The organism is Achromobacter sp. 1014246743, from assembly GCF_059760725.1.
In genome coordinates this window covers 1-13,622 of record NZ_JCBANA010000044.1, presented here as the reverse complement: position 1 = coordinate 13,622, position 13,622 = coordinate 1, and the positions used below count along the sequence as shown (strand labels likewise).

Genomic DNA, 13,622 nt, shown 5'->3' with positions numbered 1-13,622 from the left:
TTTATGCGCCAGATCATCTTTGACACTGAAACCACCGGGCTGGACCCGGCCCAGGGACACCGCATCGTCGAAATCGGCTGCGTCGAACTGGTCAACCGGATGGCCACCGGCAACAACCTGCACATCTACCTGAACCCGGACCGCGACAGCGACCCCGAGGCGCTGGCGGTGCACGGCCTGACCACTGAGTTCCTGTCCGACAAGCCGCGCTTTGCGGACGTGGCCGACGAATTCGTCAAGTTCATCCAGGGCGCCGAGCTGATCGCGCACAACGCCGCATTCGACGTGAAGTTCTTCAACGCCGAGCTGGCCAAGACCGGCCGCGGCGTCATCACCGAATACTGCGAGACGATCACCGACTCGCTGCTGCACGCGCGGTCGCTGTTCCCCGGCAAGCGCAACTCGCTGGATGCACTGTGCGACCGCTTCGGCATTTCCAACGCCCACCGTACCCTGCACGGCGCGTTGCTGGACTCGCAGTTGTTGGCCGAAGTCTGGCTGGCCATGACTCGCGGCCAGGACGCGCTGCTGATCGACGTGGACGACAACGACCAGGGCGCCAATGGCGGCGTGGTGCTGGCCCGCTTCGATGCCTCAGGCCTGCCGGTGGTGAAAGCCAGCGAGGCCGAACTGGCCGAGCACGAAACCTACCTGGCGGCGCTGGACAAGTCGGTCGGCGGTGAATGCGTCTGGCGCAAGATTGACGTGCCGGCGGCGGTCAGCTGAACTTTTTCACGGGCGACTTGCACACTTTCAAAAAAGCGTGCTAATATTTCGCCTCTTTCGGGGTGGTTAGCTCAGTGGTAGAGCACTGCCTTCACACGGCAGGGGTCACAAGTTCGAAACTTGTACCACCCACCAAAGACCCTCGAAGAACCTGCCTGGCTGCAAAGCGGGTGAGCGTGATTCGAGATAGCAGTGCAAAGCAAGGCAGCAGTACAAAGCAATAGAGCCAACCCCAGCGGTTGGCTTTTTTGTTTTCTGCGCCGGCTTTGACGTGGCGCAAGCCTGGCGTTGGCGCTTGCGCGCGATCGTCCCTGGGGTTGTCTATCATGGAAGCTGAAATCGACGCTCCGGGAGACCCTTATGCACCCCAGCACCAACACCATGTTGATCATCATCGTCACCGGCGTGGCGCTCATGCTGGTCGGGTTCGGACTGCGGGACCGCAATATCGGCATGGGCCTGATGGGCGTCGGCCTCATCACGGCCATCGGCACCATCATCTACAAGGCGTACATCACGTTCTATTGATGACTGCGTAGTCCGCGCCCGCCCCGGCAGGGCGGGCGGCGCCGGTCAACCCTTGGCCGCGGCCTGGCGCGCCACCCGGGCCAGCAGCGTATCGAGCTGGTTGGCGAAGGCCTTGCGGTCCGCCTGGCTGAACGAGGGCGGTCCGCCCGTATCCACCCCGCCGGCGCGCAATTCTTCCATCATGTCCCGTACCGCCAGCCGCTCGCGGATGGTTTCCGGCGAATAGCGTTCGCCGCGCGGATTCAACGCCATTGCCCCTTTTTCCAGCACCTGCGCCGCCAGCGGAATGTCGCCGGTGATGACCAGGTCGCCCGCGGCCGCGCGTTCGACGATATGGTCGTCGGCCACGTCAAAGCCGCGCGGCACCTGCACCGCGCGGATCAGCGGCGACGGCGGGGTGTGCAGCGCCTGGTTGGCCACCAGGGTCAGCGGCACCTGCCAACGCTGCGCAGCGCGAAACAGGATGTCCTTGATGACCCCGGGGCAGGCGTCGGCATCGACCCAGATATGCATCAGCCCAGGGCCTTCTGCAGGGCCTCGGCCACGATGTCGTGGGTGGTGACGCCGCGTTCGGCGGCGGCGGCGCGCAACTGGTCGGCTTGGGCCTGCGACAGCTTCAGCGGAAACGGCACCAGGCCGGCGGCCTGGTCCAGCTTGCGCTGCTCGCGGCGGTCGGGCGCCTGCGAGGCGGTGCCGAAACGGTCGGGCGTGGCGGCTTGCTTGAGTTGGCCGGCCAGTTTCAGCGCCTGGTTCTTTTGCAGATCGAATTTATTCATGAAGATTCCTGATTGGGACCGCAATCATAAGCGCAAGCGGCGTCAAGGCTTGCCGGGTTCGGCGGGCGCCGGACGGGGTTTGGGATGTTCCAGCGCGGCCAGCCCTTCCTCGGCGCCGTCATGCAGCGGCACCGTCAGGCCGCGCCGGGCGGTCGCCACGCTGACCTGGGCGCCCTGGGCCGAGCCGGCGGCCAGCAGGTCCTGGCCGGTCTGGTAGACCGCGCGCACCACTTGCAGGGCTTCGTCACGGGTCAGGTCGGACGTGGTCAGCAGCAGCGCGGCCATGCCCACGGTGGCGACCGGTTCGGGCTGGTTGGGGTAGGTGCCGGCCACGATGTCCATCGGCATCAGCGCACTGTCCTGGGCCGCCAGGGCCTTGACCGCGGCGGGGTCCAGCGGCAGCAGCATCAGGTGCGCCTGGGTCAGCGCGTCGCGCAGCGGCGTGGCCGGCACGCCGATCACCTGCGCGGCGGCGTCGATCGCACCCGAATTCAACGCCGACAGCGATCCGGTGAACGTGGCGGGCACGGCCTCGTAGTCGCGACCTGCCTGCAGGCCATGCGCGGCCAGCACGGTTTCCAGCGTGGCGCGCACGGCCGAGCCTTCGGCGCCCATGGCGATCTTCTTGCCCTTCAGGTCGCGCACATTGCGCAGCCCCGCGTCATCGCGCACGACGATGTGCACCATTTCGGGGTACAGGCTGCCCAGCGCCCGCAGTCCCGTGAAGGGGCCTTGCGCGGCGAACGGGCCGCGGCCTTCGTAGGCCAGTTTGGCCGTGTCGGCCTGGGCCAGCCCGACGACCGCATCGCCGCTGCGCAGCAGGGCGATGTTCTCGGCGCCGCCGCCGGTGATCAGCGGCGTCACGCGGATCTGGCGGGCCTGGCCCACGTTGCCCAGTGCGCGGGCGAAGGTGACGTACTCGCCGCGGTCCGGGCCGCCAGCCAAGGGATAGCCTTGCTGCATGCGCGCCAGCCGGCCGTTGATGCGGGCGACCGAGCGTTCCAGTTCCTGCTGCACCACGTGCTGCGCGGTGCTGGACGCGCTGTAGGCGACCGAATGGGTGATCTGGTCCAGGGTCTCCAGCAGCCGCTGCGTGACGGGCGGCGGCGCGCCAGTGTCCAGCGACGGCGCCTCGGCGGCCTTGAAGCCCGCCGGCGTCACCAGTGCCCAGGTATCGCCATCCTTGCGGTAGATGGCGCTGGCGTGCGCCACGATGCGGTCGCCGGCCTGGTTGCCGCTGGATTTCACGCCGCTGATGCTGCGCGGGCCCGCGCCCAGCAGCGTCACCAGGGCGGCGGCGCCGGGCTGGTCCCACGCGCCCAGCGAGATGTCGCGTGTCACTTCCAGCCGCAGGTCGTAATAGACCACGCGGCGGGTTTCGCCGGCCGGCGCACTGCTGTCGGCCGCCGAGCCCATGCGCTTGATGTCATCGATGCGGAACAGGTCCGCGCCATAGGTGGCGGCCAGGCCGCGCTCGACGTCCGCGCGCAGCGCATCGGTATCGGGCGCGCGGCCGCAGGCGGCCAGCAGCAGGCACAGGGCGATCAGTACGAAGCGTTGCAGCATGCTCACATCCCCCCCACGAACGGCAAGGAGATCAGGGACGTCAGCACGATCACGTTCAGGATGTCCACCAGGAAGGCGCCGGTCACCGGCACCACGATGAAGGCCTGCGGCGCCGGGCCGTGGCGGCGCGTCAGCGCCTGCATGTTGGCGATGGCGGTGGCCGTGGCGCCCAGCGAAAAGCCGCAGAACGCGGCCGACATGATGGCGGCCTCGTAATCGCGCCTGAGCAGCCGGAACACGACCAATGCCGCGTACAGCGCGCAGAACAGCGTCTGCACCGCCAGGATCAGCGCCAGCGGGCCGGCCAGCCGCGCCACGCTGGACAGGTCCAGCGTCATCATCGTCATGGCCAGGAACAGCGACAGCGTGATGGTGCCGATGATCTCGGTGGCGCGGTCATCGAGCTTCAAGCCCAGGCGTTCGCCGCCGTTGCGGATCAGCACGCCGGTCGCCAGGCACCACAGGAAGTTGGGCAGGCTGACGGGCGCGCCTTCCACCAGCGTCGCCAGGAAGCCGCCAGCTACCAGGCAGACGAAGGCGGCGGTCATGGACGTGATGAACGACGCCGAGGTCGACGGCGCCTGCGCCTCGCCCAGGTCGGGCGCTTCATGGCCGCCGTCGGCTTGCGGGTCCAGGCTGCCGCGCAGCTTGTGGCGCCGCATGATCCATTCGGCCACCGGGCCGCCCACCACGCCGCCCAGCACCAGCCCGATGGTGGCCGCGGTCATGGCCAGGGCCATCACGTCCTGGATGTTGTTGACGTCGGCAAAGCGGGTGGCATAGGCCGCGCCCGTGCCGTGCCCGCCCACCAGCGTGATGGTGCCGCCCAAAAGACCCATCAGCGGATGCATGTCCAGCAGCCAGGCCATGCCCAGCCCCACCGCGTTCTGCAGCACCAGGAAAGGAATCAGCGCCAGCAGGAATGCGATCAGGCGCGGGCCGCCCTTGGCCAGCAGCTTCAGGTTGGCCGTCAGGCCGATGCAGCCGAAGAACAGCAGCAACAACGTCGGCTTGATGCTGGTTTCCAGGGCAACCGACACGCCGCCCCAGGTGGACAGCAGGTAGGCCGCGATGGCGAACAGCAGCCCGCCGACGATCGGGTCGGGGATGCTGTAGCGCGCCAGCACGCCGATCCGGGTGGTCAGCACGCGGCCGATGGCGAGCACCAGGCAGCAGGCCAGCAGGGATTGGACGGGGGAAAGCGAAATCATGGATACCTTCGCGCCCCGCGGGGCGCAGTCAATTCAAAGCGGAAATGCACGCGCCATGTAGCGGGCTTGCGGCCCGTAGCCTTCAAGCTTGGCCGCCAGGTCTTGCCCGCCGGCCGCAACGGGCGCATAGCCGTGGCGGACCCAATACCCCACCGCGGACCCCAGCGATACCAGGCTGGCCCGCTGTAAACCGCACAGCATGGCGGCCTGGGCCGCGGCTTGCAGCAGCGCCTGCCCGACGCCCAGGCCCTGGGCCGACGGCGCCACCGCGCAGTCGTGCAGGAACCAGTGATCGGCTGGTTTGGGCAGGGTCGTCAGCGGTGCGTCCAGCGTGGGTGGCAGGCCTGCGTCCCACGGGTACGACACCAGATAGCCCAGCACAGCCTCCGCGGCCTTCGGCGCCGCGGCTTGCGCCACCCAGCAATACGCCGGCGCGAGCGCCAGCCGGTTCAGGAAGAATTCAGCGCTTTCCAGCAGAAAGCCCGGGTAAGCCTGGGCCTGGACCTGCAGGATGGCATCGACGTCGCCGGTCAGCATGGGGCGGACTTGATATTGCATAACACCCTTGGAAAACAAGAACTTCGCGCATTTTACCGGTCTGGGGGCAGCGACCTGGCCCCGGTGCTTTACGTCCTTTCACATATCGGGGACAGAGATTCACCGGGCTTTATACGGCTTTATACATTTGGCCCGTCCGGCTTTTTAGAATCCTCGCAAGGGATGCGATATGGCCGTCGAGGCATTTCATGAAAATTCGACGAGGGGCTGCGCATACTGCCTGTCATACCGTCCCGCATACCCGTTTTTCAAAGTCCTATGCACATCCAATTCCGGTCCGAGCCCATGGGGCAGCAAGTCCTGGCCAAAGCGTTTCCCTTGGAAACGGTCTGGCCGACGGCTGCCGCCAACGTGCCCTACGACACCTGCGTGACTTGCGTCATTCCCTGCCTGAATGAATGCGAGAACCTGCGCGTGCTGCTGCCGTTGCTGCGCAGCCGCCTGGCCGCGCTGTGCAGTGGCTGGGAAATCATCGTGGCCGATGATGGCAGCACGGATGGCACCGAAGCGCTGATGGCCGAATGGACCCAGTACGACGGCTTTCGCTACGTGCAACTGTCGCGCAATTTCGGCAAGGAAGCCGCGCTGAGCGCCGGCCTGGAAAGTGCCACGGGCAACGTGGTCATCTGCCTGGACGCCGACATGCAGCATCCCCCCGCGCTGATCGAGCAGATGCTGGCCCGCTGGGCCGCCGGCGCCGAAATGGTCTATGCCGTGCGCGAAACCCGCAACGACGAATCCTGGATCAAGCGCACGGGCGCACGCTGGTTCTACAAGCTGCTCAGCGGCGCCCGCGGCGTCGACGTGCCGGCCCATGCCGGCGACTTCCGTCTCATGGACCGTGGCGTGGTGGATGCGCTCAATGCCCTGCCCGAACGTACCCGTTTCATGAAGGGCCTGTACGCCTGGGTGGGCTTCAAGGGCGAAGCGCTGCCCTACACGCCCGACGAGCGCATGCATGGCGACAGCCGCTTCGGCAACATGCGCCTGGCGCGGTTGGCCCTGGATGGCCTGACCGCCTTCACCACCTGGCCGCTGCGCCTGGTCAGCCTGGTTGGCTTGCTGTTCGCCGTCCTGGCAATGGCCTACGCGACCTATCTGGTGGGCGAATACCTGGTGTCCGGCAACGCAGTATCCGGTTGGACCACGATCGTCACGGCGGTGCTGTTCTTTGCCGGCGTCAACCTGATTTCGCTGGGCGTGGTGGGCGAATACGTCGCCCGTATCTTCGATGAGGTCAAGGGGCGCCCGCTGTTCGTGGTGCGCCGCCGCCAGGGGCACGCCGCCCGCTCCGACAAGGCCGCACACTGATGAGCACCGTTATGCAACGCCCGGCGCGCTCCGAATGGATCCCGCCGGCGGGATGGTTCCTGCTCGCGATCGGCTTCTGGCTTGCCTTCCTGGCCTGGGTCAGGCCCCTGACGCTGCCCGACGAAGGCCGCTATGCCGGCGTCGCCTGGGACATGCTGCGCAGCGGCTCGCATGCCGTGCCGCTGCTCGATGGCATGCCGTATTTCCACAAACCGCCGCTGTACTACTGGATCACCGAACTGTCGTTCACGCTGTTCGGCGTGCATCCGTGGGCCGCCCGCGTGCCCTCGCTGCTGGCATCCTGGGCCGCCATTGCCGCGCTCTACGCGTTCGTGCGGCGTTACCGCGATGTCGCCAGCGCGACCATCACCGCCCTGGTGCTGGCCACCTTGCCGTTCTTCTATGGCGGTTCGCAGTTCGCCAACCTGGACATGCTGGTCGCCGGCCTGATCACGCTGTGCGTGCTGGCCGCGGCGGACACCGCGCTGCGCGTCGAACGCGGCCAGGCCTATCGCTGGATGTCTCTGGCCGCCGCCGCGCTGGCAGGGCTGGCGGTACTGGCCAAGGGCCTGATCGGCCTGGTGCTGCCCGGTGCGATTCTGTTCATCTGGCTGGTCTGGAGCCGTCGCTGGCGCGGCCTGGCCGCGCTGGTATGGCCGCCTGCATTGCTGGTGTTCGCGGCAGTCGCCGTGCCGTGGTTCGTGCTGATGCAGATCCGCTACCCCGGCTTTTACGACTATTTCTTCGTCTACCAGCACTTCCAGCGTTTTGCCGAAGGCGGCTTCAACAATGCCCAGCCGTTCTGGTTCTACCTGCCGGTGGTGGTGGGGCTGGCGCTGCCCTGGTCGTTGTGGGGCGGCGGCATCCTGCGCAAGGCGTTCTGGGCGGAAGGCCCGCAGCGTGACCTGCGCCGCCTGGCCCTGATCTGGTTCGTCGTCGTGGTCGGTTTTTTCTCGCTGCCCAATTCCAAGCTGGTCGGCTACGTGCTGCCTGCGTTGCCGGCGCTGGCCTTCTTGCTGGCCGAAGTCATCGTTGCCGCCTGGCGCCAGAAGGACGATACGCTGGCGCCCCGGCTGGTGCGCATCTGCGTCGGTGTCGGCGCAGGCATCTGCGTGCTGGCGATCGGCATCGCCGCGCACAGCGCCCGCGGCAGCGCGGGCCCGCTGGCCGCCGTGATCCGCCCGCTGGCGCAGCCGGGCGATACGTATGTATCGCTGCATACCTATCCGTTCGACCTGGCACTGTATGCCCAGGCGCCCCAGCCTTCATGGGTGGTGGACGATTGGCTCAATCCGGACGTGCCGGTGCGCGACAACTGGCGCAAAGAACTCTACGACGCCGCCAAGTTCGAACCGCAGGTCGGCAAGCAGGTGTTGATCAGCCGGGAGGAGTTCGATGCCCGCCTGTGCGCCGCGCCGGAAGGCTCGCGCTATTGGGTCTGGGGCACCAGTTCGGACGGCGGCAATTACCGGGCGCTGCAAGGCTTGCAGCCGGTGGCGACCAGCGTGAAATACGTGATCTGGCAGGTGGTGGCGGATGCCGCCTTCAAGCAGCGGGCTTGTGGCGGAATGCCCAAAGCCGGCTCGTGATGAAGGTGGCCACCGCCAGGGCGATAAGAATGAGGGCCAGCAGGATGTCGTAGCGTACGGCCGTTACGCGCAGCAACCAGGCGTAAGCGGATTCATTGATGATGAAGCCGACGGCTGAAATGAAGAAGAAACGGCGGACTGCTATGGTCCAGGGTGTGTGGGAATGTCTGAACGTAAGCCGGTAGTGCCCGCTGAAGGAAACCACGAACGCCACCAGCCAGCCGATCAGGTTGGCCAGGAGCGGCGCGGCGCCCAGGGCCTCGACGCAGGCAACGGCGACGCCCCAGTGCGTGGCGGCCGCTGCGCATCCGACGGCGATGAACAGACTGACTTGTTGAAGCAGGGCGCGCATGTGGGGCGTGTCGAAGAAGAATGGCGGGGTGAAAGCATGAGCAAACGCATAGTGGTCTGCGGTGACGATTTTGGCATGAATGCCGATATCGATGAAGGCATGATTGCGCTGGCCGGCCTGGGCCGCCTCAGCGCCGTCAGCTGCCTCGTGCAAGGCCCGACCTTTGCCGCCAACGCGCCGCGCCTGGCGGCCCTGGATGTCGACATCGGCCTGCATCTGAACTTCTCCGAATCGCTGGGCCCGGACGATGCCGACGTGCCGTCGCTGTCGCGCCTGATCCTGCGCGCCTACGCCCGCCAGCTCGATGCGGCCTGGGTCGACCAGCGCCTTGAACGCCAGTTCGATGCGTTCGAAGCGGCGTTCGGCGGCGCGCCCGACTACGTGGACGGCCACCAGCACGTGCACCAGCTGCCTGTCATTCGTGAACGCCTGCTGCGTCTGCTCAAGCGCCGCTATGGCGCCAGCATGCCCTGGCTGCGCCAGACCACGCCCGGCGCGCTTTGCGGCATTCCTGCCAAGGAATCGATCAAGGCCCGCATCATCGGTGCGCTGGGCGCGGCCGAACTGGGCCGCCAGGCCCGCAAGGAAGGCCTGCGCACCAACCGCCGCCTGCTGGGCGTATATGGGTTCGAAGGCGGCAAGCGGCGCTATGCCGACCTGCTGCAGAACTGGTTGTTCAATGCCCAGGATGGCGACCTCTTGATGTGCCATCCGGCGCTGGACAGCCAGGGCGGCAGTGCCATGGCGCGCCAGCGCCGGGCTGAATACGACGTGCTGGCCAGCCCCAAGCTGGGCGATTGGCTGTCCGCCAACGGCGTGCGCATCACGCGCCTGCCGGCCGTGCTGGCCGGCGTCGCTGTGCAAGCGCACCGCACACCGCGCCGGCAAGCCGCCGCCGGCTAAGGCCGGGCAGGGCTCGAAGCGGCATCTACGCGGCCATTCCGCCTAGGCCCGCGTCAAATTCTGCAGCAACCACGCACCGGCCGGCCCGAGCGGCCGCCGGGTCGACCACACCGCATCCACCCGAATCTGCCTGGGCCAGCCCGGCACGGCCAGTTCCACCAGTTGTCCGCGGCCAAAGCGCTGCAGCATCCAGCGCGGCAGTTCGGCCCAGCCGAAACCCAGGTTGGCCATTTCCAGCAGCATCAGGTAGCCCGGCGCCGACCAGGTCGATTGCGACGGGGCGGGTTCCTTGTCGTCCAGCTCATAGGTGCTCAGGCGCAGTTCGCGTTCGTTCTTCAGGTGGTCCGCCGTGACGCCCTTGAGCGCCGCCAGGGGATGGCTGCGGCCCACGCACAGCACGATCTCGGACGCATCGCGCAGGCTGGCATGCGCCATGTCCGGCGGGTAGCTGTCCTGCGCCGCCATCAGCCCCAAGTGGGCGCGGCCCTGCTGCACCAGCGCCACCACGTCTTCGTATTCCGCGATCAGGCATTCGAAGCGCAGCGCCGGGTAGCGCTCGTCGATCTGGCTGAGCATGTTTTCAAAGGTTTCGGACTGAAACGTGTCCGACAGCACCACGGTCAGTCGGGGCTCCAGTCCGGCCGACAGCTGGCTGGCGCTGCGGTTCAGGCGGTCGTTCGCGGCCAGCACCTGCAAGGCCTGGGTCAAGAGCACCTGGCCGGCCTCGGTCAGCGCAGGCTGGCGTTGGCTGCGGTCGAACAGGGTCACGTTCAGGTCCACTTCGAGATTGGCGATGGTTTCGCTGACGGTGGATTGGCTTTTGCCCAGCTTGCGGGCCGCGGCGGAAAACGTGCCTTCGGCGGCGACCTGGGCGAAGGTGGCCAGGGACTCGAGGGAATGGCGCATGGTAGTTTTTGGGTATCGGTTTTTCCGATGGATATCATCTTTATCGTACCGGAAATATCGTCGAAAATCGCCGGGTTACTCAAGCAACCGACCTCAGGTGGGTCATGACGCAAGCCAAGAAAACCCTCAAAGAACGCTTTTTCCACGCCTTCCTGTTCGAAATCCTGGCCATCGGCCTGTGCGCGCCAGTCGCGGCCTGGGCCATGGGCAAGTCGCTGTTCGAAATGGGCGTGCTGACCGCGGTGATCGCCTGGATCGCGCTGGTCTGGAACATGATCTACAACGCCGCGTTCGACCGCCTGGAAAACCGGCTGGGCATCACCCGCAACCTGCGTGTGCGGGTGGTGCATGCGTTCGGCTTCGAGCTGGGGCTGATCCTGATCGTCATTCCGCTGGCGGCCTGGTGGCTGCAGATCAGCCTGTGGCAGGCGTTCGTGCTCGACATCGCGCTGGTGCTGTTCTACCTGCCCTATGCGTTCTTCTACAACCTGGGCTACGACCGGGCCCGCCCGCGCGTCATGGCCTGGCTGGCGCGCGGCGCCACCGACGCGGCCGAGCCGGCGACCCCCGCCGCCGCTACGCGTCAATGACCTTGCGCGTGAACATCTCCAGGTAGTCCATCAGCGAATCCGCGCCACGGATGGCCGCGGCGGCGTCGCCCGTGGCGATGCCCTCGGCCATGGCCATGTGGCGCCGCGCGCCCTCCGTAATGTCGCCTTCGTGCTGGTAGGCATACCAGAAGCGGCGGCACTGGATGATCAGCGGTTCCACCGCATTCACGGCGGACACGTTGCGGCAGGCGTTGTGGCAGACGTGGTCCAGCGATTGGTCCGCCTGCATGTAGTCATCCAGGTTGCCGCCTTCGGCCGCGCGGATCATCTGGGCCGCGCATTCCACGATCTGGCTGCGCTGGGCGGGCGTGGCGCGGCGCGCGGCGCTGGCGGCAATCAGTTGTTCCAGCGCCCGGCGGGTCTGGATCAGGTCCATGTGGTCGGCCAGCTGGATCATCGACACCCGCAGCCCGCGGCGCGGTTCCTGGCGGATCAGCCCGGCCGCCACCATGCGCAGCAGCGCTTCGCGCAGCGGGGTGCGGCCCAGGCCGGTCTTCTCGACCAGGTCGGCCTCCACCACCGCGCTGCCCGGCTGCAATTGCAGTGTGGCGATCATGCTTTCGATCTGGTCGTAGGCGACGTCGGCGGCGCGCCGTTTGGGTTCTGCTCCGGCCATCAATTATTGTTTTCCTTCGTTTTGCGCCACTGCGTGTAGGCCAGCCATTCGCCGACGAACCCGCGCCGGAAGAACGACACGCACAACACGAAAATCAACCCGATGACGATGGTGACGACATCGCCCAGGGTGGCAAGGTAGTTCTGCAGGCTGACCACCAGGGTGGCGCCCACCACGGGGCCCCACTCGGTGCCGATGCCGCCCAGCAGGGTCATCAGCAGCACCTCGGTGGAGGTGGCCAGCGACACGTCGTTCAGCGCCACCAATTGCAGCACCAGCGCCTTGAGCGAGCCGGCCAGGCCAGCGACCGAGGCGGACAGCACGAAAGCCAGCAGCTTGCACCGATCCGTATCGTACCCCAGTGAAATCGCCCGCGGCGCGTTGTCGCGGATGGTCTTGAGCACCTGTCCGAAGGGCGAATGGATCACCCGATACACGAACAGGAATCCCAGCACGAAGACCCCCAGCGCGAAGTAGTACATGTGGGTGTCCGAGCTCAGGTCGAGCAATCCCAGGAATTTGCCGCGGGGGATGCCCTGCATGCCGTCCTCGCCGCGCGTCCACTTCACCTGCACTGCCATGAAGTACGCCACCTGCGACAGCGCCAGCGTGATCATCGCGAAATAGATGCCGGTGCGGCGGATGGCCAGCCAGCCGATCGCATAGCCGATGGCGGCGGCCATGGCCACGCCGCACAGCATGGCGATTTCGGGCGGCAGGCCGGCCGCGCCGTACAGGATCATCATCTGGCCGGCGGCATAGCCCGCCCAGCCGAAGAACGCGGCATGGCCGAACGACACCAGGCCGGTGAAGCCGGTCAACAGGTTGAAGGCCAGCGCGAACAGCGCGAAGCACAGCACCTTCATGACGAACACCGGATAGACCACCTGCGGAAAAAACGGCACCAGCAGGGCCGGCACGAGCAACAGCGCCAGGATGCGGATAGAAAGGGGGAAGCGGGACACCTTATTTCTCCTTGCCGAACAGGCCCGCGGGGCGCATCAGCAGCACCACCGCCATCACGATGAACACGACCACGGTGGACGCTTCGGGGTAGAACACCTTGGCCAGGCCTTCGAGCAGGCCCAGCGCCAGGCCGGTAACGATGGCGCCCATGATCGAACCCAGGCCGCCGATCACCACTACCGCGAACACGATGTTCAAGAGGTTGGACCCCATCAGCGGATTGATCTGCATCACCGGCGCGGCCAGCACGCCGGCCACGCCGGCCAGCGCCACGCCAAAGCCGTAGGTCAGGGTGATCATCACGGGCACGTTCACGCCAAAGGCCTGCAGCAGCCGGGCGTTTTCGGTGCCGGCCCGCAGCAGCGCGCCCAGCCGGGTGCGTTCGAACAGGTACCACGTCACCAGGCACAGCGACAGCGACGCCACCACCACGAAGGCGCGGTAAGCGGGCAGGAACATGAAGCCCAGGTCGAAGCCACCCTGCAGGATCTCGGGCGGCTCGTAGCCCACGCCGGAAATGCCGTAGAAGTTGCGAAAGCCCCCCTCCATCATCAGCGCGATGCCGAAGGTCAGCAGCAGGCCGTACAGGTGGTCCAGGTGATAAAGGCGCTTGAGCAGCGTCTTTTCGATCACCACGCCGACCGCGCCGACCATCAGCGGCGCCAGCACCAGCGCCGCCCAGAAGTTGACCTGCACGCCGGGGCCCAGCAGTTGCGGCAACTGCGTGAAGCCGATCCACGCCAGGAACGCCGCCATCATGAACTGGGCGCCATGGGTGAAATTGACGATATTGAGCAGGCCGAAGATGATGGCCAGCCCCATGCTGAGAATGGCGTAGAAGCAGCCGTTGATCAGCCCCACCAGCAGTTGGGCGAGCAGGGCGGGAAGCGAGATGTCGAACATAGTGGGCGGCAGGCGGATACGCGGACGCGTCGGTTTCCAGGAAAGCGCGCGCACGGCGCACGCCTCGTGCGGGTCGAACCGGCGCCGGGCGTGACCGCCC

16 protein-coding genes and 1 tRNA gene are annotated in these 13,622 nt (G+C 66.7%); 7 read left to right on the top strand and 10 right to left on the bottom strand.

Annotated elements, in window-relative coordinates:
- The first annotated feature begins 3 nt into the window (after positions 1-3).
- The 3 genes from dnaQ to AC6LJ2_RS18775 all read left to right on the top strand — a co-directional run bounded on the left by dnaQ (position 4) and on the right by AC6LJ2_RS18775 (position 1,254).
- Positions 4-726, top strand: coding sequence for a DNA polymerase III subunit epsilon (gene dnaQ, locus AC6LJ2_RS18785; protein ID WP_263914187.1), 723 nt, complete (start codon positions 4-6; stop codon positions 724-726).
- Positions 727-786: 60 nt separating this feature from the next.
- Positions 787-861, top strand: a tRNA-Val gene (locus AC6LJ2_RS18780).
- Positions 862-1,086: 225 nt separating this feature from the next.
- Positions 1,087-1,254: a hypothetical protein gene (locus tag AC6LJ2_RS18775; protein ID WP_183003513.1), complete on the top strand. Its 168-nt coding sequence runs from the start codon at positions 1,087-1,089 to the stop codon at positions 1,252-1,254.
- A 45-nt stretch (positions 1,255-1,299) separates the two neighbouring features.
- Here the strand turns inward: AC6LJ2_RS18775 and AC6LJ2_RS18770 are convergent, their stop codons facing one another.
- Genes AC6LJ2_RS18770 through AC6LJ2_RS18750 form a run of 5 tightly spaced genes read right to left on the bottom strand, consistent with a single transcriptional unit; the run spans position 1,300 to position 5,344 of the window.
- The gene (locus AC6LJ2_RS18770) at positions 1,300-1,767 is read right to left on the bottom strand and encodes a YaiI/YqxD family protein (protein ID WP_263914186.1); all 468 of its coding nucleotides are present in this window, start codon (positions 1,765-1,767) and stop codon (positions 1,300-1,302) included.
- The gene (locus AC6LJ2_RS18765) at positions 1,767-2,030 is read right to left on the bottom strand and encodes a hypothetical protein (protein WP_263914185.1); all 264 of its coding nucleotides are present in this window, start codon (positions 2,028-2,030) and stop codon (positions 1,767-1,769) included. The genes AC6LJ2_RS18770 and AC6LJ2_RS18765 overlap by 1 nt, the downstream gene beginning before the upstream one ends.
- 42 nt (positions 2,031-2,072) lie before the next feature.
- Positions 2,073-3,602 carry a TAXI family TRAP transporter solute-binding subunit gene (locus AC6LJ2_RS18760; RefSeq protein ID WP_263914184.1) on the bottom strand — a complete coding sequence of 510 codons (1,530 nt, stop codon included), beginning with the start codon at positions 3,600-3,602 and terminating at the stop codon, positions 2,073-2,075.
- Positions 3,599-4,807, bottom strand: a complete 1,209-nt coding sequence (gltS, locus tag AC6LJ2_RS18755; RefSeq protein WP_263914183.1) for a sodium/glutamate symporter — start codon at positions 4,805-4,807, stop codon at positions 3,599-3,601. The genes AC6LJ2_RS18760 and gltS overlap by 4 nt, the downstream gene beginning before the upstream one ends.
- A gap of 33 nt (positions 4,808-4,840) precedes the next feature.
- Positions 4,841-5,344 carry a GNAT family N-acetyltransferase gene (locus tag AC6LJ2_RS18750; RefSeq protein WP_498151939.1) on the bottom strand — a complete coding sequence of 168 codons (504 nt, stop codon included), beginning with the start codon at positions 5,342-5,344 and terminating at the stop codon, positions 4,841-4,843.
- 279 nt (positions 5,345-5,623) lie between these two features.
- On the opposite strand from AC6LJ2_RS18750, the gene AC6LJ2_RS18745 reads away from it, so the two are divergent.
- Positions 5,624-6,676 carry a glycosyltransferase family 2 protein gene (locus AC6LJ2_RS18745; protein WP_263914182.1) on the top strand — a complete coding sequence of 351 codons (1,053 nt, stop codon included), beginning with the start codon at positions 5,624-5,626 and terminating at the stop codon, positions 6,674-6,676.
- Positions 6,676-8,265: a glycosyltransferase family 39 protein gene (locus tag AC6LJ2_RS18740; protein ID WP_263914181.1), complete on the top strand. Its 1,590-nt coding sequence runs from the start codon at positions 6,676-6,678 to the stop codon at positions 8,263-8,265. The genes AC6LJ2_RS18745 and AC6LJ2_RS18740 overlap by 1 nt, the downstream gene beginning before the upstream one ends.
- On the opposite strand, the gene AC6LJ2_RS18735 is transcribed toward AC6LJ2_RS18740, so the two are convergent.
- On the bottom strand, positions 8,222-8,617 hold the full coding sequence (locus AC6LJ2_RS18735) for a GtrA family protein (RefSeq protein WP_263914180.1): 396 nt from the start codon (positions 8,615-8,617) through the stop codon (positions 8,222-8,224). The two genes, AC6LJ2_RS18740 and AC6LJ2_RS18735, sit on opposite strands and share 44 nt — an antisense overlap.
- 36 nt (positions 8,618-8,653) lie before the next feature.
- Here AC6LJ2_RS18735 and AC6LJ2_RS18730 point away from each other — a divergent pair, with 36 nt between their 5' ends.
- A complete protein-coding gene (locus AC6LJ2_RS18730; RefSeq protein WP_498151927.1) occupies positions 8,654-9,520 on the top strand; it encodes a ChbG/HpnK family deacetylase in 867 nt (288 codons plus the stop codon).
- Between the two features lie 42 nt (positions 9,521-9,562).
- Here the strand turns inward: AC6LJ2_RS18730 and AC6LJ2_RS18725 are convergent, their stop codons facing one another.
- Entirely contained in the window at positions 9,563-10,426 is an 864-nt protein-coding gene (locus AC6LJ2_RS18725; RefSeq protein ID WP_498151926.1) for a LysR family transcriptional regulator, read from the bottom strand.
- A 104-nt stretch (positions 10,427-10,530) separates the two neighbouring features.
- Here AC6LJ2_RS18725 and AC6LJ2_RS18720 point away from each other — a divergent pair, with 104 nt between their 5' ends.
- The gene (locus AC6LJ2_RS18720; RefSeq protein WP_263914177.1) at positions 10,531-11,016 is read left to right on the top strand and encodes a multidrug/biocide efflux PACE transporter; all 486 of its coding nucleotides are present in this window, start codon (positions 10,531-10,533) and stop codon (positions 11,014-11,016) included.
- Here AC6LJ2_RS18720 and AC6LJ2_RS18715 read toward each other — a convergent pair.
- From AC6LJ2_RS18715 to AC6LJ2_RS18705, 3 genes are read right to left on the bottom strand one after another with little or no spacing between them, the layout of a single operon-like run.
- On the bottom strand, positions 11,003-11,653 hold the full coding sequence (locus tag AC6LJ2_RS18715; protein WP_025137502.1) for a GntR family transcriptional regulator: 651 nt from the start codon (positions 11,651-11,653) through the stop codon (positions 11,003-11,005). The genes AC6LJ2_RS18720 and AC6LJ2_RS18715 overlap by 14 nt on opposite strands.
- A complete protein-coding gene (locus AC6LJ2_RS18710) occupies positions 11,653-12,618 on the bottom strand; it encodes a branched-chain amino acid ABC transporter permease (protein WP_498151925.1) in 966 nt (321 codons plus the stop codon). Before AC6LJ2_RS18710 ends, AC6LJ2_RS18715 begins: the two co-directional genes overlap by 1 nt.
- 1 nt (position 12,619) lies before the next feature.
- On the bottom strand, positions 12,620-13,522 hold the full coding sequence (locus AC6LJ2_RS18705; protein WP_498151938.1) for a branched-chain amino acid ABC transporter permease: 903 nt from the start codon (positions 13,520-13,522) through the stop codon (positions 12,620-12,622).
- Positions 13,523-13,622 lie beyond the last annotated feature (100 nt).

Coding starts and splice junctions, on each gene's coding strand:
- AC6LJ2_RS18720 (WP_263914177.1), top strand. CDS start 10,531: ATGACGCAAGCCAAGAAAACCCTCAAAGAACGCTTTTTCCACGCCTTC.
- AC6LJ2_RS18730 (WP_498151927.1), top strand. CDS start 8,654: ATGAGCAAACGCATAGTGGTCTGCGGTGACGATTTTGGCATGAATGCC.
- AC6LJ2_RS18765 (WP_263914185.1), bottom strand. CDS start 2,030: ATGAATAAATTCGATCTGCAAAAGAACCAGGCGCTGAAACTGGCCGGC.
- AC6LJ2_RS18750 (WP_498151939.1), bottom strand. CDS start 5,344: ATGCTGACCGGCGACGTCGATGCCATCCTGCAGGTCCAGGCCCAGGCT.
- AC6LJ2_RS18770 (WP_263914186.1), bottom strand. CDS start 1,767: ATGCATATCTGGGTCGATGCCGACGCCTGCCCCGGGGTCATCAAGGAC.
- AC6LJ2_RS18715 (WP_025137502.1), bottom strand. CDS start 11,653: ATGGCCGGAGCAGAACCCAAACGGCGCGCCGCCGACGTCGCCTACGAC.
- AC6LJ2_RS18775 (WP_183003513.1), top strand. CDS start 1,087: ATGCACCCCAGCACCAACACCATGTTGATCATCATCGTCACCGGCGTG.
- AC6LJ2_RS18725 (WP_498151926.1), bottom strand. CDS start 10,426: ATGCGCCATTCCCTCGAGTCCCTGGCCACCTTCGCCCAGGTCGCCGCC.
- dnaQ (WP_263914187.1), top strand. CDS start 4: ATGCGCCAGATCATCTTTGACACTGAAACCACCGGGCTGGACCCGGCC.
- gltS (WP_263914183.1), bottom strand. CDS start 4,807: ATGATTTCGCTTTCCCCCGTCCAATCCCTGCTGGCCTGCTGCCTGGTG.
- AC6LJ2_RS18705 (WP_498151938.1), bottom strand. CDS start 13,522: ATGTTCGACATCTCGCTTCCCGCCCTGCTCGCCCAACTGCTGGTGGGG.
- AC6LJ2_RS18740 (WP_263914181.1), top strand. CDS start 6,676: ATGAGCACCGTTATGCAACGCCCGGCGCGCTCCGAATGGATCCCGCCG.
- AC6LJ2_RS18745 (WP_263914182.1), top strand. CDS start 5,624: ATGCACATCCAATTCCGGTCCGAGCCCATGGGGCAGCAAGTCCTGGCC.
- AC6LJ2_RS18735 (WP_263914180.1), bottom strand. CDS start 8,617: ATGCGCGCCCTGCTTCAACAAGTCAGTCTGTTCATCGCCGTCGGATGC.